The sequence below is a fragment of the Flavobacterium sp. N502540 genome (assembly GCF_025947365.1).
Lineage (GTDB): Bacteria > Bacteroidota > Bacteroidia > Flavobacteriales > Flavobacteriaceae > Flavobacterium.
Window position 1 is genome coordinate 4340988 of record NZ_CP110012.1, and the last position, 20176, is coordinate 4361163.

Below are 20176 nucleotides of genomic sequence, written 5' to 3' on the forward strand. Positions count from 1 at the left end.
TTATAAAAAAATGAACACAGCTTTATTAACAGAAAATGAATATTCTGGCGGGTTTGCCAATTACATCAAAGAAGCCGGAGATGTGAATTTATTTGAAGAACTGGAAATTTCATTGCATGAATTTATCAAATTTGTGCAAAATATCCCGATGGATAAATTTGATTATCGCTACGCAGAAGGAAAATGGACGATTAAAGACGTTATCCAGCATATTATGGATTGTGAGAGAATTTTTGCTTACCGCGCTTTGCGATTCTCGCGAAATGATAAAATGGCTTTGCCAAGTTTTGAAGAAAATGATTACGCCATAAGTACAGATTCAAATAGCAGAAGTATTCAGAGTTTATTAACGGAACTCTCCGCCTTAAGACATTCTAATTTGTTGTTTTTTAAGAGTTTGTCAGAAGAGCAGCTTAAGAGAATTGGTACAGCTTCAAATCTTCAGATTTCTGTACGTGCTCTGGGATTCGTAATAATTGGACATCAAAAACACCATCAAAAAGTTTTTGAAGAACGTTATTTGTAGATTTCTTTCTTATGTAAAAATCCTGTAGCGTTTAACTTTACAGGATTTTTTATTTTTTGTATTAAAGGGAGGAATGAATCTTTACCGCCACGACCCAAGCGATAGCGAACAGGCGAAGCAATTCACGGATTTTTTTTGCTTGTGCAATTTCGACTGATAACGAACAGGCGAAGCAAATCATATGCAGGATTCGATAAAGATTGAAGACATTCTGTGTCGAGTTTCTAGTGTGATTTCTCCTTTCAGTCGAAATGACAAAATAATGGGGTTTACTTATTTCGTTCCACAATTGCAAGTCCTAATCGAATTTTATCATAACTCATTTTCTCCTCAAAATAATCAAAGTAGGGTTTCAGAGCAGAAGGATATTCCAGTTCGATTTGAGCTTTGTGCAATTGTTTGACTTCTTCATTTGTTACAAACGAGCTTAAATCTATTTCTTCACCGTCAAGATATAGTTTGGCTAAGTGAGATATAATTGTGGTGTATCCTAAATTTCTTTTTCCGGCAATTTCTGTGACAGTTTCGCCATTTCTAAAAAGTTCTAAAGTAGTCTTATACGTGTTGCTTTCTTTTTTAACTTTCGTGTTTGTTTTTTTTGCCTTCTGAAATTGAATGATAGCCTTTATAAATTCAGCACCATATCTTTCGAGTTTTGCATTTCCGACACCATCGATTGCAAGGAACTCTTCATCACTCATTGGTCGTAAGGTTTCCATTTGTCTCAAAGCGGCATCACTGAAAATTACATAAGCAGGAACTTCTTCCTCCTGAGCAATTTCGTAGCGTAGTTTTCGTAGCGTTTCGAAAAGAGAATTTTTAGCCGTTTTTGTATTGGCTTCTTTTACTTCATTTTTATCGATTACCTTTTTAACAACTGTATTTAATTTTACTTTTTCTCCTTCAAACAAAACTTTTTTTGCAAAAGACGTCAGTAAAATTTTATTATGCTGATGGAAGGCAATTTCGAGATATCCCAGGTTGATCAACTGAATTAGGTATTGATTCCAGTCGTACCACGAAATGTCGGATCCAATTCCGTACGTTTTTAGACTTTGATAATTTTTTTCGTAGATATACGCGTTTCTCGAGCCTCTTAAAAAATCAACAATTACTGCTAACGGCTCAGATTCTTTTAAACGCACGATTGCAGAAAGAGCTTTTTGTGCTAAAATAGTTCCGTCAAAAAAGGTGGGCGGATTTTTGCAGATGTCACAGTTACCACAATTTTCTTTTACCAGCTCGCCGAAATACGAAAGCAGAATTTTTCGACGGCAGCTTAAAGCATCCGCGTATTGTTTCATTCTTTCTAATTTTGCCAATTGCACATCGGAGTTTAATCCTTCGGAAGCAAATTTCTGCAGCTGAATTACATCGGCATAACTTTCGAACATTACGGTTTCGGCAGGTAACCCATCCCGACCCGCACGTCCGATTTCCTGATAATAGCCTTCAATATTTTTGGGTAAATTATAATGTATAACCCACCGAACATTGGATTTGTCGATTCCCATACCAAACGCAATCGTGGCACAAACCACCTGACAATCATCGTTTATAAAATCATCCTGAGTTTTGGCTCGAATTTTATTGTCAAGTCCGGCATGATAAGCCTTTGCAGTGATTCCGTTCTTCTTTAGTTTATCCGCTAGTTCTTCGGTTGTTTTTCTGCTTAAACAATAAACAATTCCGGATTCATTGGGTTTCTTTTCAATAAAATCAACAATTTGTTTCACGCGGTCTAAAGCCGGACGCACTTCGAGGCTAAGATTTTTTCTGTCGAACGAGGCTACGAATGTTTTTGGATTTCTAAGTTTTAGCTGCTTGATAATATCAGTTCGGGTTGCTTTATCGGCTGTAGCAGTTAAAGCAAGAACAGGAGTAGAAGGGAAGCGACTCTTTAAATATCCCAAGTTAGTATAAGCTGGACGAAAATCATGTCCCCAGGAAGAAATACAATGCGCTTCATCAATTGCAATAAGACTGATTGTCAATTCGTTGAAAGCAACGTCCAGATAAGACAAGCTTTCCGGTGCAATGTAAACAAGCTTGAAAGTGTTTGATTTTAAATTGTCTATGTAGAATTGCTGTTCCTGACTGGATTGACTGCTGTTGATGTAGCAGGCATTAATACCATTTGTTTTTAGACTGTCAACCTGATCTTTCATCAAGGCAATTAGTGGAGAGATCACAATTGTGATTCCGGGTAAGACTAAAGCGGGCAGCTGAAAACAGATTGACTTTCCTCCGCCGGTTGGCATAATGGCTAAAGTATCCTGACCGGAAAGTATCGTGGTAATGATTGTCTCCTGATTGGGTCTGAATTTTTCAAATCCGAAATTTTCCTTTAGTTTGGCATGTAGAATTTCTGAAGTCATGGCGTTGATTGATTAGGAGGAAAAGTAAAAAGCAAATATATAGTATTTTTCTTATTTTTAATACAATAGACTTCTGAAGTCATAAAAAAAGGAACTCCAATAGAGTTCCTTTAAATTATCTTGAAAAAGATTGCTTAATCTTCGTCTTCATCATCTTCGTCGTCAGCGATATCTTCTTTGTCTTCATCGTCTTCGTCGTCATCTCCATTGTCAACATCTGGTTTGTCCTGATTGTCATCGTCGTCGTCGTCGTCAATATCGTCATCAAGATCAAGACCTTTTACAGGCTCGATTGTATCTACGTCTACGTCGATATCATCGTCTTCATCATAATTTTCGATTCTGTCGGCAAGCTTAGTACTAATTTTTACCAAATAAATAGTATCTTCAGTACGAACTTCAACAGCTTCAACTAATTCGTTTTTAGCATTTCTAAAACGGATTACATCCGAATCATCATAACCATCAGGAAATTTTTCTACCAAAAGGTTTAAAATTTCGTTGGTAAGTTTAGCGTAGTCTACTATAACTCTTTTCATATATATCTTATAGATCTAATAAATAAGCAAAAATTAATGGAGCCACAATTGTAGCATCCGACTCTATAATAAATTTAGGGGTTTTGATGTCTAGTTTACCCCATGTGATTTTCTCGTTCGGAACTGCTCCCGAGTACGAACCATAACTGGTTGTTGAATCTGAGATTTGGCAGAAATAACTCCAGAAAGGAACATCGTGCATTTCCATATCCTGATACAACATTGGTACTACGCAAATAGGGAAATCTCCTGCAATACCACCACCAATTTGGAAGAATCCAATTCCGTTAGCGCTGTTTTTTGGATACCAATCCGCAAGGAAAGTCATGTATTCAATTCCTGATTTCATGGTAGAGGCTTTTAAATCGCCTTTGATTACATAGGAAGCAAAGATATTTCCCATTGTACTGTCTTCCCATCCCGGAACTATGATAGGTAAATTTTTCTCAGCAGCGGCATACATCCAGCTGTCTTTTAAGTCAATTTCGTAATATTCTTCTAAAACGCCTGATAACAGCATTTTATACATGAATTCATGTGGAAAATAACGTTCTCCTTTATCATCAGCCTCTTTCCAGATTTTGTAGATATGTTTTTGTAAACGACGGAATGCTTCATGCTCAGGAATACAAGTATCAGTAACACGGTTTAATCCTCTTTCCAATAAAGCCCATTCGTCTTCCGGTGTTAAATCACGATAGTTTGGCACTCTTTCGTAGTGAGAGTGTGCTACTAAATTCATGATATCTTCTTCTAGATTGGCTCCAGTACAAGAAATAATTTGTACTTTATCTTGTCTAATAATTTCGGCAAAAATTTTACCAATTTCTGCTGTACTCATAGCGCCAGCCATACTTACCATCATTTTAGCTCCATTAGCCAATTGTTGTTCGTATGCTTTTGCAGCATCTACTAAAGCGGCAGAGTTGAAGTGTAAATAATGTTTTTCAATAAACTGACTGATTGGTCCTTTCATTTGTTCTTGTTTTTTTATTTTTTTTTGAATTAAAAGTTTAACCTTTTAGTTTATACTGCAAATTAATAATTTTATATTTATTAACATTTATTTAGCAGTATTTTTTTTTAAACCTTTTTAGTATATCCTAAAATCTTTAATACATCGTCAGAAGTTTGTTGTTCAGAGAACACTTCTGTAGCTAAAATGCCATTTTCATCACGATCTATTAATATATGTTTAGGCTGAGGAATCAGACAGTGGTGTAAACCACCATATCCTCCAATAGTTTCCTGATACGCACCAGTATTAAAGAAACCAATGTATAGTGGCTTTTCTTTGTTGTATTTAGGTAAATAAATAGCGTTCATATTTTGCTCTGAGTTGTAATAATCGTCACTATCACAAGTCAGGCCGCCTAATAAAACCCGCTCGTAAGTATCATTCCAGCGGTTTACCGCCAACATGATAAAACGTTTGTTTATTGCCCAAGTATCCGGCAAAGTGGTAATGAATGACGAATCAATCATATTCCATTTCTCTCTGTCATTTTGTTGTTTTTGATACAAAATCTGATAGATCGCGCCACCGCTTTCACCTACCGTAAATGATCCAAATTCTGTAAAGATGTTGGGTACATCTACTTCGGCTTCGTCACATGCAATTTTAATCTGATTGATAATTTCATCAATCATATATTGATAATCGTATTCGAATGCAAGAGAGTTTTTAATCGGGAAACCACCTCCAATGTTTAATCCGTCAAGGGTAGGGCATTCCTTTTTAAGGGCAATGTATACTTTGATACATTTTACCAACTCATTCCAATAATAGGAAGTATCGTTTATTCCGGTATTGATGAAAAAGTGAAGCATTTTTAACTCCAGTTTGTCATTCTCCTGAATTTGTTTTTTATAGAACGAAACGATGTTTTTGTATCCAATTCCTAATCTTGAAGTATAGAACTCAAATTTAGGCTCTTCTTCGGCTGCAATACGAATTCCAATTTTGAATTTTCCTTTGATTTCAGCCTGTAGTAAATCTAATTCTTCGTAGTTATCAATAATCGGAATGGTGTTTTTATGCCCGTTATTGATCAATCTTGCAATATTACTAATGTATTCGTCTCTTTTAAATCCATTACAGATTACATAAGTACTTTTGTTGATTTTACCATTTTCCAATAAATTCTCAACAATATTTACGTCAAAAGCTGAAGATGTTTCAATGTGAATGTTATTCTTGAAAGCTTCGTTCATAATGTATTCAAAATGAGAGCTTTTTGTGCAATAGCAGTAGTAGTACTTTGCGTCGTACTTATTTTTCTCCATTGATTTTCTGAACCAGGCTTTTGCCTTATTGATGTTCTCTGAAATCTGAGGAAGGTAAGTAAACTTTAAAGGAGTTCCGTATTGTTCTACCAATTTCATCAAATCGATGTTGTGAAATTGTAGATTGTCTTTGTTTAATTTGAATTCTTCCTGAGGAAAATAGTATGTTTGATTGATAAGGTCAGAATATTTTGTATTCATTTATTTTTTAATATTTAGGATGTGATATTTAATTTAGATGACGAAAATTCAATCTAAAATTCAAACCCTAATATTAGCAAATATAATTTCCAGCCTTTCGTGTTCTGCTTTCGAGCACAAAAAGACATCAAAACAAAATGGACTTTTACTATTATAAAAACGGTTCAACATTCTTAATAAAGAACTGTTGAGGCGGTTTCTGTAAGAGTTAAAATGTCTTTGTTTACTGTTCGTTTTCATCGTGGCAAATGTAAAAAATAATATATACCTAAAGCAAAGCTTTTTTATTAAAAAAAGTTTAAGATTTATAATCCTGAAACGCGTCTAGAATTAATTTATTTTCAACCGATTGGTTAATTTTTATTTTTCCGATTCCTTCGATTAAGGCAAATTGAATTAATCCGTACTCATTTTTTTTGTCGTGAATCAGCAATTCGAGGATCGGATCGATGTCGTTTTCTTCAATTTTTACGTCGTCGTAAATACTCTTAATTGCGGTTTTAATTTCGGCATATTCTGCTGCTGAGATTAAGTTTTTATGCAATGAAATATAACTTTCCAGTATCATTCCGATTGCAATGGCTTCTCCGTGTAATAGTGTCGTTTTTGTTTCACTTTCTAAAAAGTAACCCTCTATGGCATGCCCTAAGGTATGTCCGAAATTAAGGGCTTTACGGATGTTTTTTTCGGTTGGATCCTGAATGACAATGTCATTTTTTATCTCTACAGAACGGTAAATCAATTCGTCAAAATCAGCGTAATCAATTGAATTTAAATCTAAAAACTGCTTCCAGTAGGCAGAATCGTAAATCAATCCGTGTTTTAGCATTTCGGCAAGACCGGAACGCATTTCGTTTTGCGGCAGCGTTTCAAGATATTGTGTGTCAATTAATACCATTTGAGGTACGTTGATTACACCAATTTGGTTTTTTAAATTTCCTAAATCTACTCCGGTTTTTCCTCCAACAGAAGCATCAACCATAGATAATAAGGTAGTGGGGATATTGATAAAATCTACTCCGCGCTTAAAAGTCGAAGCGACAAAACCTCCCAAATCCGTTACAACACCACCGCCAAGATTAATGACAAGTGATTTTCTGTCGGCACCAAGTTCTGTCAGGACTTTCCATACTTCAATACAGGTTTCGATATTTTTATTGATTTCTCCTGCTTCAAATTCAATGATCTCTATGGTCAGATCTGTTTCTAATAAAGGTAAAAACTTTGGTAAACAGTACTCATTGGTCTGATTATCAACTATGATAAACACGTTTGAATATTTACTTTCTTTTAAGTGATGGTTTAAAGCTTCGTATGCATTTTGGTTAAAATGCACCAGATAATTATTGGCCTGAATAGATTGCATATCTCTGTCGTTGAATTGAAACCGCAAAATAAGGCATTTTTAACTAAATAATATTCAAAGTTTTGTTCTAATTTGTCTTAAAACGAATCATTCTATATAAGGTTTTAGGGTGTTTGTCTGTAATTTTCTTTCAAAAAGATTGTTGTGAGGCAAACTCTTGTGTTGCAAGCTGTAAAAATATAACAATGTTGTTAATGATATTGAAAAATAGGGTAGTGATTATTGAAAAATATTCAAAACTCTATCTATATTTGCATAAAAAACTGACCTTAATGGAAAAAATATTTGATAACACTCAGGTTGCATTTTCGCTAAAAAGTGATACGGAACTTGACAGAGCTTATTTTCTTTTTAAAATGATCGACAGCCAGCCTTTGGTGAGGATTGGAACCGCTGTTACTAATTTTGCTATTAAAGCGCATCTTCCGGTAGAAGGATTGATTCGTGCAACTGTTTTTGACCATTTTTGTGGTGGTGTAAACGAAGACGATTGTATTACAGTGGTAGACAGGATGTTTACTAAAGGTGTTTCATCAGTGTTGGATTATTCGGTTGAAGGAAAAGAAGAAGAAGAGCAGTTTGATGCTGCTTTAGAAATGACTTTAAAAACCATTGAATTTGCAAAAGAACGTTTGGCGATTCCGTTTGCAGTATTTAAGCCAACCGGTTTTGGACGTTTTGAATTATATGAAAAATTAGGCGAGAAACAAACGCTTTCTCCAACAGAACAAGCAGAGTGGGATAGAGTAGTAGCCCGTTTTGATCATGTTTGTGCTGAAGCTCACAGAAAAGATGTGGCCTTGCTAATTGACGGAGAAGAAAGCTGGATGCAGGATGCGGCCGATGATTTGGTTACCGACATGATGCGTAAATATAATAAAGAAAAAGCGATTGTTTTCAATACTTTGCAAATGTACCGTTGGGATCGTTTGGATTATTTGAAAAAACTGCATGAAGTGGCTAAGAATGAAGGTTTCTTTATCGGAATGAAAATTGTTCGTGGTGCTTATATGGAGAAAGAGAACAAACGTGCGGAAGAGAAAAATTACGTTTCTCCAATTTGTGTTTCTAAAGAAGCTACAGATGTTAATTATGATGCTGCGATACGTTATATGGCGGAGCATTTGGAAAGCATGTCCATTTTTGCAGGAACTCACAACGAATTGAGTTCTTATAAATTGATGGAAATAATGCAGGAAAAAGGAATTGCGAAAAACGATACTAAAATCTGGTTTGGACAATTGTATGGAATGAGTGATAATATCAGTTACAATTTAGCAGAGAACGGCTATAATGTTGCAAAATATTTACCTTTCGGACCAGTAAAAGATGTTATGCCTTACCTGATTCGTCGTGCAGAAGAGAATACTTCAGTTGCGGGTCAAACCAGCCGCGAATTGTCTATGATTAAAGCGGAACGCAAAAGAAGAAAAGGAAAATAAATTAAAGTAAAATTCCAACATAAAAAATCCCAAATCCCAATTGTTACGATTGGAATTTGGGATTTTTTATTGATTTGATCTTATGTATTAAATCTGATGGGTTTTTAAAACCTGTCAGGATTTGGGTATTGAATTAAAATGAAACCTGGCATTGCAAAACGACCATTCCTAATCGGTCACTTTGTTTGTAAGCGCCTGTAAGGTTTTTGTCGTAAACCGCTCTGTTTTGATAGTTTAAACTGAATTTTGGTCCTAAAGTACCGGTAGTGTAATAATTTACACCTAATTCATACATCGCCATTGGAGTGTCTAATGCTTTTAAGTCTGCAATTTGTGTGGCAGCATACGGCTGGAAACGGCCTTTTTTAGATTCGTTATCTGATTTTCCAAAAAGATATCCTAGCTGTGCGTAATATATATTTCCGGTTCCTACACCAATAAATCCGGCACCTGAACCGTTTATCAGAGAATTGTCGCCTATAGCGGGATTGGGTGTATTAACAGACTGGATGTAGTTTTTTCCGTAGTAATTATTGTTAAAAGCTGCATAAGCAGTTATAGCAGCACCTTTACTGTCAATCGGACTGTCGTAAAAGACATCAAAACCCAGTATTCGCATGTCGTCGTATGCAATAGTCGCATCGGGAGTTAAATGCCACATGGCTTTGGCTTGAGACATATAACCTAGTGCGATATTAAGGATTTTCTTTGTTCCCAAATACGTTCCTTTGTGGTAGGCATCTTCAAGTGACTCTTTGTCGTAGAAAGAGTAGGTTAAGATTCCCGCATATTGTGCTCTTGGTGTTTGTGTGCTTACCGAAGAACTGATTCCTAAATTGTCAGTTGTGTTTCGGTATGGATTGGTAATAGCAGCACGATAATTAAATTTGCCCAGATCACCTTTAGCATAAATACTTAGATTTCGGTTTCCGAATGTCGATGAAATATTAGTAAACTGCTGGTACATTGGCGTATCCAGAGTAAGATGTGAGGAAGAACTATTCGCTGAATAACGAGTTGTTCCGGCTCCCCAGGCTGTTAATCCACCGCCAATATGAAGTTTTTTACTAAAATGATATTCTCCTAAAGCATCCATAATTGAAAGCGGTGCATTTGAAGGTCCGTTGTTTTGTGTGAAATTAATATTGTTCTGTCCCAGCTGAAGATGAAAGAAAATATTCTCCGTCAGCATTCCCATTGCCTGCAAACGCAAACGTCTGATGACGATATCGTAGGTATCACTAACTTCATTTGTACCAATTTTACTTCCTTCGTTCAATTCGGCATATCTTCCCCAAACCTGAAGGTTTATTCCAAATTTGATGTATTGCGATCCGTCTTTGGAAATATTAACTACATTAAAAGGTTTTTCCTGTGCAAGAACATTGATAGTGTTTAAAACAATAAATAATAAAATTAAAACGATTCTTAAATGTGGCATTTCTATGGTTTAAGGTTAGTTAATACTGCTTACATTCTGATTAGGAGTTACTGAATTGAAGGTTGCTTAAGTTTTTATAAGTTCCGTTTTCCAGGTTGATTAATTCCTGATGTGTGCCTTCTTCGGTAATTCTTCCATGATCTAAAACGAGAATTTTATCGGCGTTTCTAATAGTCGAAAGTCGGTGTGCGATGATGATACTTGTTCTTCCTTCCATTAAAACTTCCAGTGCTTCCTGAACCAGTTTTTCACTCTCACTATCTAAAGAGGATGTCGCTTCATCTAATATTAAAATACTTGGGTTTTTAAGCAATGCTCTTGCAATTGCAATGCGCTGACGCTGTCCGCCTGATAATTTTACGCCGCGTTCTCCTACTAAGGTTTCGAATTTCTCAGGAAAACCTTCCACAAAATTAAAAGCATTGGCTTGTTTTGCTGCAGCTATAATTTCTTCATTGGTAGCATCCGGTTTTCCGTAAGCAATGTTTTCTCTAATTGTTCCGCCAAACAGAATAACATCCTGAGGAACGATACTCATATTTCCGCGAAGCTCTTCTAAATCGTAGTCATAAATACTTTTTCCATCAACCGTAATGTCACCAGATGTTCTGTCGTAAAAGCGTAAAAGGAGCGAAGAGATAGTCGATTTTCCGGCACCGCTAGGACCTACAATTGCAATTTTTTGACCAAACTCGGCAGTGAAATTTACTTCTTTTAATACCTCAACTTCTTTTCTGGAAGGATAACTGAAAGCAACATTTTTGAAGGAAAGATTTCCTTTGATTTTTTCAATTGGAGTAGTTCTTGTTTTGGCGTTAATATCCTCAGGGGTCTCTTCCAATAATTCAAAAACACGTTCCGTTGCACCAACTGCTTTTTGAATCTGCGCATACATTTCGGCAATTCCACCAAAAGAAGCACCAATAAATGTGGTGTAAAGAACAAATGATATTAAATCTCCTACGCCTTCAACTTCGCCTTTAATCGTTAAGGTGATTCCGTACCAAACCACGGCAACCACACAGCCAAAAAGACAAAGAATGATAAAAGAAGCGAAGTAACCTCTGTATTGACCGCCTTTAATAGCGATTTTTACAATTTCTTTGATTTTATTTTTATAACGCTGAATTTCGTACCATTCGTTGGCAAAAGCTTTTACATTGCTTATTCCTTGCAGCGTTTCTTCTACAATTACCTGACTTTCGGCTACTTTATCCTGTGTTTTCTTTCCGTACTTGCGAATGAATCTTCCAAAAACAACTGCCGCTACAGTGACCATGGGTACAATAGCCAGCATCATTAAAGTTAACTTTGGACTGATGTTACCTAAAATAACAAATCCACCAATAATTAGGATCAACTGACGTAAAAACTCAGCAATGGTCGTAGTGAAAGTATCCTGTAGTTGTGAAATATCAGCACTGATTCGGCTGTTTAGTTCTCCAACACGTTTTTGGGAATAAAAAGACATTGGTAGTTTTACTAAGTTTTCATACAAAGCAAAGCGGATGTTTGAAAGTGAATTTTCGGTAAAATTTACAAAAAGCGAAATTCTGAAAAAAGAGAAAATAGCTTGCAGTGTAAGGATTACCATAAGGCCAACTGCAATTTCGTTGGCTCTGTTGAGATTCTTATTGGTAACGCAATCCACGAGCATACCCATTAATTTCGGAAAGGCAAGGGCAGTGGCGCTGGTTAATAAGAGAAAAATCAATCCCAGAAAGAATTTCCATTTGTGATTTTTACCGTATTTAAAAATTCGTAGTGCTTTTTGAAGTGAATTAGAGTCTAATTTAGCTTTAGGTAAATCGTTTTCTTGATATCTAGGCATTTGAGTATACTATTAAAGGTATGCAAATGTATGATTATAGCCAGTGAATACAAAAGAATATTCGAAATTAGGCTTTGAGATTTCGTTTTTTAACTAAATGGCAAAAAAGGATGAAAAATATTTCTGTTTTAAAAGATTGATAAATAGATTACTAAAAATTATTTCGCAAAATGATGTAATTTTTCTTCAAAATAAGCTTGTAAATACAAAATCTAGTCGTAAGTTTGCACTCGCAATCAACAACGATAGCAACCTAGTAAAATAGGGCGATTAGCTCAGCTGGTTCAGAGCACCTCGTTTACACCGAGGGGGTCGGGGGTTCGAACCCCTCATCGCCCACCAATAATACCACCTCCAAAGTCAATTGATTTTGGAGGTTTTTTATTTTATAGCTTTATAGAGTTTGTTGTATATGTTTTGTTTAGTGAAAGTAAGAACAAATTCTATATAGGATTTACTTCTGATTTAAGTGAGAGACTTATTCGGCATAATCAAAAAAGTAAAGGTTTTACTGGGAGTGTTAATGATTGGAAAGTTGTTTATACGGAAGACTATAAATCTAAAGAAGAAGCTTACAAAAGAGAGCTGCAGATAAAATCCTGGAAAAGCAGAATTAAAATTCAGGAGTTAATTCAAAATAGAGGCTAGTTCAGTTGGTTCAAAGCATTCCGATTCTCATCGGAAGTGGTCGGGGGTTCGAACCCCTCATCGCCCACCAATAATACCACCTCCAAAGTCAATTGATTTTGGAGGTTTTTTATTTTATAGCTTTATGGAGTTTGTTGTATATGTTTTGTTTAGTGAAAGTAAGAACAAATTCTGTATAGGATTTACTTCTGATTTAAGAGAAAGACTTATTCGGCATAATCAAAAAAGTAAAGGTTTTACTGGGGGTGTTAATGATTGGAAAGTTGTTTATACGGAAGATTATAAATCTAAAGAAGAAGCTCACAAAAGAGAGTTGCAGATAAAATCCTGGAAAAGCAGAATTAAAATTCAGGAGTTAATTCAAAATAGAGGTTAGTTCAGCTAGTTCAGGGCATTCCGATTCTCATCGGAAGTGGTCGGGGGTTCGAACCCCTCATCGCCTACCAATAATACCACCTCCAAAGTCAATTGATTTTGGAGGTTTTTTATGTTATAGCTTTATAGAGTTTGTTGTATATGTTTTATTTAGTGAAAGTAAGAACAAATTCTATATAGGATTTACTTCTGATTTAAGTGAAAGACTTATTCGACATAATCAAAAAAGTAAAGGTTTTACTGGGAGTGTTAATGATTGGAGAGTTGTTTATACGGAAAACTATAAATCTAAAGAAGAAGCTCACAAAAGAGAGTTGCAGATAAAATCCTGGAAAAGCAGAATTAAAATTCAGGAGTTAATTCAAGATAGAGGTAGTTCAGCTAGTTCAGAGCATTCCGATTCTCATCGGAAGTGGTCGGGGGGGCGAACCCCTCATCGCCCACAAAGAAAACTCCTTAAGAAATTAAGGAGTTTTTTTATTGCTATTTATTAGAAAATTATAAGTTTAGTTTCCTTGTAAAGTAAATTCTTTCAAAAACCAAGTGTATCTCCTGCTTCTATTTGACCATGACTCTTTGAAAAGGAAGCCATTTCAAAAACCAAGCTCTTCTTCTTCTTTTCCTTTATTACAGGGGGGGGCACTTTGCAGCGTATTTTCAATCAAATCTTTGCCTCCCTCAACATTAAATAATAACCCGAAGCCAACAACATGAGGTTTGATATCCGTTTCTGGATCATAAAGTTTTGATTTGATTGTTGCTAATGAGATAATCGCATTTTGGACAGTACTTTCATTTATTTTATCAGGAATCGGAATTGCCGAAGATATTTGCCGTCCAGAAATCCCCAAAGTTTGTATTATCAATGTTCCATTTATTTGATTCTGGCTTGCCGCTATCCCTAAATTATATAAACTTCCAAGGTTTATATTTAACGAATCTTTCAAAACAATTACATTTGATTGAATTCTGAGGCCTACACCCACATATATGGGTATTCTAACTTCTAATGAAGTAGTATTTTCAGATTCTATACTATCTTTAGCAGCAATCTGTTCTTTATATTTTTTTGTGAATTCAATACTACCTGATAAAGTTTCCAAATGCTCTCGTCTATTTGAATTGGATTCTGCATAATCAAGTGAATAACCGTAGCGTGCTGGGATTGAAGTTGTGTGATATTTTATATAGTCAATTATTATCGTATAACTTTCTCCACGTCTTGCAATGGCATTCGCTCCAAAAGCTAATGAGCCATTTTCGCTTAGCTTGCCAATAGCAACTCGAGTCGCTTCGTTGGGAAAATAATAAATCATACTATCTAAACTAACGTGACGATCATTAACTGCAATCGGATCAATTGGCTGATATCCTTTTAATGCAAAAAGTTGCTTGTTTGTATAATTATTAACATCAGCTGCAGTATTTCCTGTCTTAATACCCCCGCAACTTGCTATAAGAAGTAAAATAAATACATATATAAAGTTTTTCATACAAAAAAAATTTCAAATTACACATATTAATTTTATTCAAATTAGAAACAAGAACAAACAGACTCAATCTATTGATTTTCTTTGCTTTTGCCTGAAATTTATCACTACTAATATAAAAATATTTTCTGGAATAATTAACAAGAATTTAAGTATTTTATTTGTACGACTAGATATTAGATATAATAAACAAAAAAAGTACCATTGCAATTTGCAATAGTACTCTTTCAATAAAAACAAAGTTAATAGTATCTTCCAAAACTCTAAAATCTTATTCTTTAATTGGGCTTTAATTCCAATTCTGGTACATTTTTCCAACGTAAAAAAGCTTGTATATCATGATCACGAGCGGCATTCCTTAGGAACAAGTACCATTTATCACTAATCGTATTGTAATCATATTCTCGCATCCGAGTTAATAAACGAAGGATCAGCGTACATAAATGAAAACGCATTACTGTCAGGATTTACAATTAATTTGACATCAAAGAATTGATGAAATGAATGAGAATTAAGCCTAAAGAGCAAATCATCGAAAGAATGTAAGGACTTTATGTCCGCATACTAACGCCTAATTCTAATGTTTTTTATGCTTTCAAAAAGGAATCGTTCTTTTGTTGATTTTTTAAAAATTTTAGTTTTGTAGTGATATAAAAGATTAATAGCTTTTTAAGTATAATAACTATAAATCAATTGAAGTTTATATTCTGAAACATTATGATGATAGTAGGAATATTATCTTTTTTATCTTTATTTTCGCTCAGTCGAGCTTTTTTGTTTGAAAATTACTCTACCATACCAAATATAATATACGTTATTTAAAAACTACTCCTTGTGATGTATGAAATTGTTCCATAAATTATTTAAATCTAATCGGAAGATAGAGCAGGCTGATCTGACAACTATATCAAGAACAGAAGTTTTTGAAGGGGTTTCTATTCCTGGCATAATACACAATTGGCAGTATCACTTTACCGACTTACAAGTGTATAGTGATGGACTTATTTCTTGTTGGGAAATGGTTGATTTAAAAATGTTTAAAAGTAAACTTGATAAAGGTTGGGTTGTTACATCGATTCCTGATGGAGAAGCTATTTCTATTTTTAGTTTAGGTTGTTGGAATATTGAACAAGGAGAATGGAAACACACTAAAGAAACTTTATATAATTATGTTTATTCGTTGGTAAAACAACTAAATCCAGCACTTGAAAATTTACATGATTATAAAGGTGTTAATTCAAAAATGATTGGAAAGGTAAATGTTTCTAAACACTTTATGCCAAATCCTAAACCGTATCATCTCGAGGATTCAAGTTCACTTTTTTCTGAAAAAAAATATGGAGCGAAATTTCATTTGTTTTATAGAAGTGATGATGCAAAGACCTATTTAGTTGAACTGTCATTATATCAAAGTGGAAGTATTGAGTTGTGTAATTTGCCAATAAGGAAAATTTTGAATTTTGAAGAATTAGATGAGTTGGCGAAGAAAGGAATACTAACAACTGAACCGAAGGTTGGTGAAGTTGTTACGATCTTAAATTTGGGTACTTTTAAAATCATGTCAGGGAGTGGGGTAGATATCAAGTTCAAAATAAATGAACTAACGAATAAGTTCAACGAATTAAATGGAAAGGAGAATAGTATTTCAAAATGTGCCAGGATATTTGATGAATACAAAGAAAATCCATCAAAGAGATTAAGAGATGAATTAAAAGTTGCATATGAAGAAGTACCGGAGCATCAAAGAATATTCGTGGGGACAATGGACACAAAAGATTATGAAGTTCGTCAGGTAATCTATGGTGACATTGTGAAAAAAGAATGGGAGGAATATTATGGTTATGAATATCCTTATGATGATATGCCAAAATCAATTGATGAGTCATAATAAAAAGAATAAAAACACCACATAAATGGAAATATTAGTAATAATGGGGCCTCCATATTCAGGAAAAGGTACTCAATGTGAAATTTTAAAAGAGGAACTTAAGTTTAAGCATATTTCAACTGGAGATCGATGTCGCCTGGAAAAACAGAATAAAACAGAGATCGGAAAAATAATGTCTAAATATGAGGAAAAAGGAGACTTAGTGCCTGATTCCATTATGAAAGATCTTTTTAGTAAAATTCTAGATGAAAACAGTTCAGCTAAAGGGATTATTTTGGATGGTTATCCGAGAACTGAACCTCAGGTTAACGATTTGATGGAACTCGTTGCATCTAAGGATATGGAAATAGGTAAGGTAATTAATATAGAAGTTCCAAAAGAAGAACTTTTAAAAAGAGCACAAAAAAGAGCCGAAACGTCTAATCGAAAAGACGATAAAGATGTTGAAATCCATCTGAAGAGAATTAAAGTTTTTGAAACTTTAACCCGGCCTGCAATTGAATATATGAAGTCTAAAATTAAAGTTTTGACTTTTGATGGTCTAGGAGCAATTGACGAAATAACAGAGCGAATAAAAAATAGTTTGTAAAAGGTATTGACTATGGATTGTTTTTGCATTAGTGTAAAATAAATGTATGACATTTGTTAGATTAATCTATTTGAATTACAATAACTTAGTTTGATTTTGTTGAACCTATACTGATTAAATATTGAACAAAAGACAAAATAGCAAATGGAGCAATTGAAAGCATACTTAAAAGATAATTCACGATTGAGAGAATATGTTCCAAGTGAGAGAGATTGGGAAATTATTTCCTCAAGATTTACTAAACGAGAATTCTCAAAAAAAACTATTCTTACAAGAATAGGAGAAACTGAAAATCATCTCAATTTTATTATAAAAGGTATTGCCCGATTTTATATTCCGAATGAGGAAAAAGATTTGACTTTTAATATTGTCTTTGATAACGGGTTTCTTAGTGCTTATGATTCTTTTTTAACTCAAACACCATCAACTTATAATATCGAGACGTTGACCGAATGTACTCTTTTACAACTTACATACGGTGATTTGCAAATTATATACAACGAAACGGAATTTGGTAATATTATTGGCAGGTTAGCGAGTGAAGAATTATTTTTAAAGAAACAAAAACGTGAGCTTTCGCTTTTAAATCTAACAGCCGAACAACGTTATCTGAATTTATTCTATGAACAACCAAAGCTTATACAACAAATCCCTTTGAAATATATTGCTTCGTGTATTGGAATTACACCGCAGGCTTTGAGTAGAATTCGCAAACGAATTTCTTAACTTGGGTTCATTGTTTGGATTTTTAAATAGTCATTCCTTTGTATTGAAAAAAAATAAAATTACAGATAAAAAATATGCAAACAATACTTGGAGCAAACGGGCAAATAGCGGAGGAATTAGCAAAAGAATTGCATAGGAATTTTACTACTGATATCCGTTTGGTAAGCAGGAATCCAAAAAAAATAAATGAGACGGATGAGCTGTTTCAGGCAAATTTGTTAGACCCACAAAGAACTGATAAGGCTATAGAAGGAAGTAAAATAGTGTATTTTACCGTAGGTTTACCTATGAACACTAGAATGTGGAAAGAGCAGTTCCCTATTATGATGAAGAATGTAATAACTGCCTGCCAAAAACATAAAACGAAATTGGTGTTTTTTGATAATACCTATATGTATGCTAAGACTGACGAACCGCAAACAGAAGAAAGCCCATTTGATCCCATAGGACAAAAATCAATCTTAAGAGCAGAAATTACAACAATATTGTTGAACGAAATGGATAACGGAAATATTGAAGCGGTTATTTGCCGAGCACCGGAATTTTATGGGACAGGAAAAACGCAAAGCATTACTAATACTTTAATTTTTGACAATATTAAGAAGGGCAAAAAATTAAAAGTTCCAATTAATGACAGCACGAAAAGAACTTTAATATATACACCTGACGCTAGTCGCGCAATGGCGTTAATTGGGAATACCCCGGCTGCTTACAATCAAACCTGGCATTTGCCTTGTGACGACAACAGGCTTACTTATAAGGAACTAGTTATTCTTGCTTCAAAAGAAGTTAAAAAAGAGTTGAATTATTCTGTTATAAAAATGTTTGTATTTCAACTTGTTAGTCTGTTCAGTGAACAAATAAAAGAATTAAAGGAATTGTTGCCACGCTACAAGTGCGATAACATTTTTATTTCCGATAAATTTAAAAAAACATTTCCAGAATTTAAGGTTACAACTTATCAGGAAGGAGTTGCAAGCATAATAAATGAACAGAAAAATGATAATGGAGTTTTATTATAGTTGCAAACCTTGAGATATCCGAGTCTTCAAAAGTTTATAAAAGGGCCGGAAAGTTCAATAGTTTTATTCTTTGAAGAATATTTAAAGATCTGTTGACTTTGAATACAGGGCTTGTACGCGTGATTAGTTAAAAAAAAAGATTTTTTTTCGAAAAAGGCTTGCAAATACAAAATCAAGCTGTATATTTGCACTCGCAATCACGAAATGATAGCGACCTAGTAAAATAGGGCGATTAGCTCAGCTGGTTCAGAGCACCTCGTTTACACCGAGGGGGTCGGGGGTTCGAACCCCTCATCGCCCACCACTTTTTAAGATACCTTCAAAATCTAATGATTTTGGAGGTTTTTTGTTTTATGGGACCTCTACGAAGGTGTTGTAAAGGATTTAAGCGAAAGCAAGATCTTGCTCCGGATTAGCTTATTCATATCATTCTGTTTTTTTATCAAAAGCGATTACAGCATTATGCTTTGTATTGGTATGCGAATTAATTAAATTAGAGGAGAAAAATATAGATTATAAATCAAAAAGAAATAATAATATGAGTGCACATAACAATGCAAAAAAAGGGGATATAGCAGATTTTGTTTTACTTCCTGGTGATCCAAAAAGAGCGAAGCTTATAGCGGAAACATTTTTAACAGATGTGATATGCTATAATGAGGTTAGAGGAATGTTAGGTTATACTGGTTATTACAATGGTAAGAGAATTAGTGTACAGGGTACAGGTATGGGGATGCCATCCATTTCTATTTATATTACAGAATTAATCGAAGAGTATGGTGTAGAAACATTGGTAAGAGTTGGATCTTGTGGTTCTATTCAGGATGATGTCAATATGATGGATATTGTTTTGGCCATGAGTGCGTGCACGGATTCCGGAATGAATAAATTTAAATTTAATGGGAATGATTTTGCTCCAACGGCGAATTTTGAATTATTAAAAAAGGCCTATGAAATTGCAGAGCAAAATAAGATAAAAGCGCATACAGGGTCAGTATTGACATCTGATTTTTTCTATACTGAAAGCCATTTAGGCGATCCTTTTTTAAATTGGAAAACCTACGGCGTTTTGGCAGTTGACATGGAAACAGCTGCGTTGTATTCTATAGCTGCTAAATATAGAAAAAAGGCTTTGGCTATCTTAACGGTATCGGATCATATTCTTAAAAAGGAAGCTTTATCAGCAGATGACAGACAAAATTCTTTTAAAGAAATGATAGAATTCGCATTGCAGTTAGCTTAGAAAGATTCAAACAGATAAAAAGAATTGAATTGAAATAGATTAATATATAGGTTTTGTTTTAATTCATCATCTTCCATCAAGAAACTCCTTAAGAAATTGAGGAGTTTTTTTATGCCCCATTTTTTGAAGTCATTTGCCAAAAAGAATCATTTCTACTCCTAAAAGTATAAAATTGGAGTCCGTTA

18 protein-coding genes and 2 tRNA genes are annotated in these 20176 nt (G+C 34.4%); 12 read left to right on the forward strand and 8 right to left on the reverse strand.

Translation table 11 applies throughout. The annotated features are described in order from the left end of the window. Nucleotides 1–10: 10 nt before the first annotated feature. Nucleotides 11–526 carry a DinB family protein gene (locus OLM58_RS18195; protein ID WP_264530026.1) on the forward strand — a complete coding sequence of 172 codons (516 nt, stop codon included), beginning with the start codon at nt 11–13 and terminating at the stop codon, nt 524–526. A 269-nt stretch (nt 527–795) separates the two neighbouring features. On the opposite strand, the gene recQ is transcribed toward OLM58_RS18195, so the two are convergent. The 5 genes from recQ to aroB form a co-directional block, all read right to left on the reverse strand. After that, nucleotides 796–2904, reverse strand: coding sequence for a DNA helicase RecQ (recQ, locus tag OLM58_RS18200; protein WP_264530027.1), 2109 nt, complete (start codon nt 2902–2904; stop codon nt 796–798). 134 nt (nt 2905–3038) lie between these two features. After that, nucleotides 3039–3443, reverse strand: a complete 405-nt coding sequence (locus tag OLM58_RS18205; RefSeq protein WP_264530028.1) for a DNA primase — start codon at nt 3441–3443, stop codon at nt 3039–3041. Between the two features lie 7 nt (nt 3444–3450). Next, nucleotides 3451–4419: a deoxyhypusine synthase family protein gene (locus OLM58_RS18210; RefSeq protein ID WP_017498535.1), complete on the reverse strand. Its 969-nt coding sequence runs from the start codon at nt 4417–4419 to the stop codon at nt 3451–3453. A 107-nt stretch (nt 4420–4526) separates the two neighbouring features. Next, nucleotides 4527–5930, reverse strand: a complete 1404-nt coding sequence (locus tag OLM58_RS18215; RefSeq protein WP_017498536.1) for a decarboxylase — start codon at nt 5928–5930, stop codon at nt 4527–4529. Nucleotides 5931–6228: 298 nt separating this feature from the next. Next, nucleotides 6229–7296 carry a 3-dehydroquinate synthase gene (gene aroB / locus OLM58_RS18220; protein WP_070908027.1) on the reverse strand — a complete coding sequence of 356 codons (1068 nt, stop codon included), beginning with the start codon at nt 7294–7296 and terminating at the stop codon, nt 6229–6231. 272 nt (nt 7297–7568) lie between these two features. On the opposite strand from aroB, the gene OLM58_RS18225 reads away from it, so the two are divergent. Next, on the forward strand, nt 7569–8738 hold the full coding sequence (locus tag OLM58_RS18225) for a proline dehydrogenase family protein (protein WP_264530029.1): 1170 nt from the start codon (nt 7569–7571) through the stop codon (nt 8736–8738). 133 nt (nt 8739–8871) lie between these two features. Here the strand turns inward: OLM58_RS18225 and OLM58_RS18230 are convergent, their stop codons facing one another. Together OLM58_RS18230 and OLM58_RS18235 are read right to left on the reverse strand one after the other, a co-directional pair. Continuing rightward, the gene (locus OLM58_RS18230; protein WP_264530030.1) at nt 8872–10179 is read right to left on the reverse strand and encodes an OprO/OprP family phosphate-selective porin; all 1308 of its coding nucleotides are present in this window, start codon (nt 10177–10179) and stop codon (nt 8872–8874) included. A gap of 40 nt (nt 10180–10219) precedes the next feature. Further along, nucleotides 10220–12010 carry an ABC transporter ATP-binding protein gene (locus OLM58_RS18235; protein WP_264530031.1) on the reverse strand — a complete coding sequence of 597 codons (1791 nt, stop codon included), beginning with the start codon at nt 12008–12010 and terminating at the stop codon, nt 10220–10222. Between the two features lie 264 nt (nt 12011–12274). On the opposite strand from OLM58_RS18235, the gene OLM58_RS18240 reads away from it, so the two are divergent. From OLM58_RS18240 to OLM58_RS18255, 4 genes are all read left to right on the forward strand, one after another. Beyond that, nucleotides 12275–12352 (forward strand) — tRNA-Val (locus OLM58_RS18240). A 75-nt stretch (nt 12353–12427) separates the two neighbouring features. Beyond that, complete coding sequence (locus OLM58_RS18245) at nt 12428–12658, forward strand: GIY-YIG nuclease family protein (RefSeq protein ID WP_264530032.1); 231 nt, start codon at nt 12428–12430, stop codon at nt 12656–12658. 124 nt (nt 12659–12782) lie between these two features. Beyond that, nucleotides 12783–13034, forward strand: coding sequence for a GIY-YIG nuclease family protein (locus tag OLM58_RS18250; protein WP_264530033.1), 252 nt, complete (start codon nt 12783–12785; stop codon nt 13032–13034). A gap of 175 nt (nt 13035–13209) precedes the next feature. After that, complete coding sequence (locus OLM58_RS18255; RefSeq protein WP_264532451.1) at nt 13210–13527, forward strand: GIY-YIG nuclease family protein; 318 nt, start codon at nt 13210–13212, stop codon at nt 13525–13527. Between the two features lie 99 nt (nt 13528–13626). On the opposite strand, the gene OLM58_RS18260 is transcribed toward OLM58_RS18255, so the two are convergent. Further along, complete coding sequence (locus tag OLM58_RS18260) at nt 13627–14526, reverse strand: hypothetical protein (protein ID WP_264530034.1); 900 nt, start codon at nt 14524–14526, stop codon at nt 13627–13629. Nucleotides 14527–15364: 838 nt separating this feature from the next. Here OLM58_RS18260 and OLM58_RS18265 point away from each other — a divergent pair. The 6 genes from OLM58_RS18265 (at nt 15365) to deoD (ending at nt 19991) form a co-directional block, all read left to right on the forward strand. Further along, a complete protein-coding gene (locus OLM58_RS18265) occupies nt 15365–16411 on the forward strand; it encodes a hypothetical protein (protein ID WP_264530035.1) in 1047 nt (348 codons plus the stop codon). Between the two features lie 25 nt (nt 16412–16436). Then, on the forward strand, nt 16437–17000 hold the full coding sequence (locus tag OLM58_RS18270; RefSeq protein WP_264530036.1) for an adenylate kinase family protein: 564 nt from the start codon (nt 16437–16439) through the stop codon (nt 16998–17000). Between the two features lie 144 nt (nt 17001–17144). After that, nucleotides 17145–17726, forward strand: coding sequence for a Crp/Fnr family transcriptional regulator (locus OLM58_RS18275; protein ID WP_264530037.1), 582 nt, complete (start codon nt 17145–17147; stop codon nt 17724–17726). 74 nt (nt 17727–17800) lie between these two features. Next, nucleotides 17801–18748 carry an NAD-dependent epimerase/dehydratase family protein gene (locus OLM58_RS18280; protein WP_264530038.1) on the forward strand — a complete coding sequence of 316 codons (948 nt, stop codon included), beginning with the start codon at nt 17801–17803 and terminating at the stop codon, nt 18746–18748. A gap of 226 nt (nt 18749–18974) precedes the next feature. Then, nucleotides 18975–19052 (forward strand) — tRNA-Val (locus OLM58_RS18285). Nucleotides 19053–19286: 234 nt separating this feature from the next. Then, nucleotides 19287–19991, forward strand: coding sequence for a purine-nucleoside phosphorylase (gene deoD, locus OLM58_RS18290; protein ID WP_264530039.1), 705 nt, complete (start codon nt 19287–19289; stop codon nt 19989–19991). The last annotated feature ends 185 nt before the right edge of the window (nt 19992–20176 follow it).

Bases quoted from the DNA above. Each gene is read 5' to 3' on its own strand.
- OLM58_RS18195 (WP_264530026.1), top strand. From the start codon at position 11: ATGAACACAGCTTTATTAACAGAAAATGAATATTCTGGCGGGTTTGCC.
- recQ (WP_264530027.1), bottom strand. From the start codon at position 2,904: ATGACTTCAGAAATTCTACATGCCAAACTAAAGGAAAATTTCGGATTT.
- OLM58_RS18205 (WP_264530028.1), bottom strand. From the start codon at position 3,443: ATGAAAAGAGTTATAGTAGACTACGCTAAACTTACCAACGAAATTTTA.
- OLM58_RS18210 (WP_017498535.1), bottom strand. From the start codon at position 4,419: ATGAAAGGACCAATCAGTCAGTTTATTGAAAAACATTATTTACACTTC.
- OLM58_RS18215 (WP_017498536.1), bottom strand. From the start codon at position 5,930: ATGAATACAAAATATTCTGACCTTATCAATCAAACATACTATTTTCCT.
- aroB (WP_070908027.1), bottom strand. From the start codon at position 7,296: ATGCAATCTATTCAGGCCAATAATTATCTGGTGCATTTTAACCAAAAT.
- OLM58_RS18225 (WP_264530029.1), top strand. From the start codon at position 7,569: ATGGAAAAAATATTTGATAACACTCAGGTTGCATTTTCGCTAAAAAGT.
- OLM58_RS18230 (WP_264530030.1), bottom strand. From the start codon at position 10,179: ATGCCACATTTAAGAATCGTTTTAATTTTATTATTTATTGTTTTAAAC.
- OLM58_RS18235 (WP_264530031.1), bottom strand. From the start codon at position 12,010: ATGCCTAGATATCAAGAAAACGATTTACCTAAAGCTAAATTAGACTCT.
- OLM58_RS18250 (WP_264530033.1), top strand. From the start codon at position 12,783: ATGGAGTTTGTTGTATATGTTTTGTTTAGTGAAAGTAAGAACAAATTC.
- OLM58_RS18260 (WP_264530034.1), bottom strand. From the start codon at position 14,526: ATGAAAAACTTTATATATGTATTTATTTTACTTCTTATAGCAAGTTGC.
- OLM58_RS18265 (WP_264530035.1), top strand. From the start codon at position 15,365: ATGAAATTGTTCCATAAATTATTTAAATCTAATCGGAAGATAGAGCAG.
- OLM58_RS18270 (WP_264530036.1), top strand. From the start codon at position 16,437: ATGGAAATATTAGTAATAATGGGGCCTCCATATTCAGGAAAAGGTACT.
- OLM58_RS18275 (WP_264530037.1), top strand. From the start codon at position 17,145: ATGGAGCAATTGAAAGCATACTTAAAAGATAATTCACGATTGAGAGAA.
- OLM58_RS18280 (WP_264530038.1), top strand. From the start codon at position 17,801: ATGCAAACAATACTTGGAGCAAACGGGCAAATAGCGGAGGAATTAGCA.
- deoD (WP_264530039.1), top strand. From the start codon at position 19,287: ATGAGTGCACATAACAATGCAAAAAAAGGGGATATAGCAGATTTTGTT.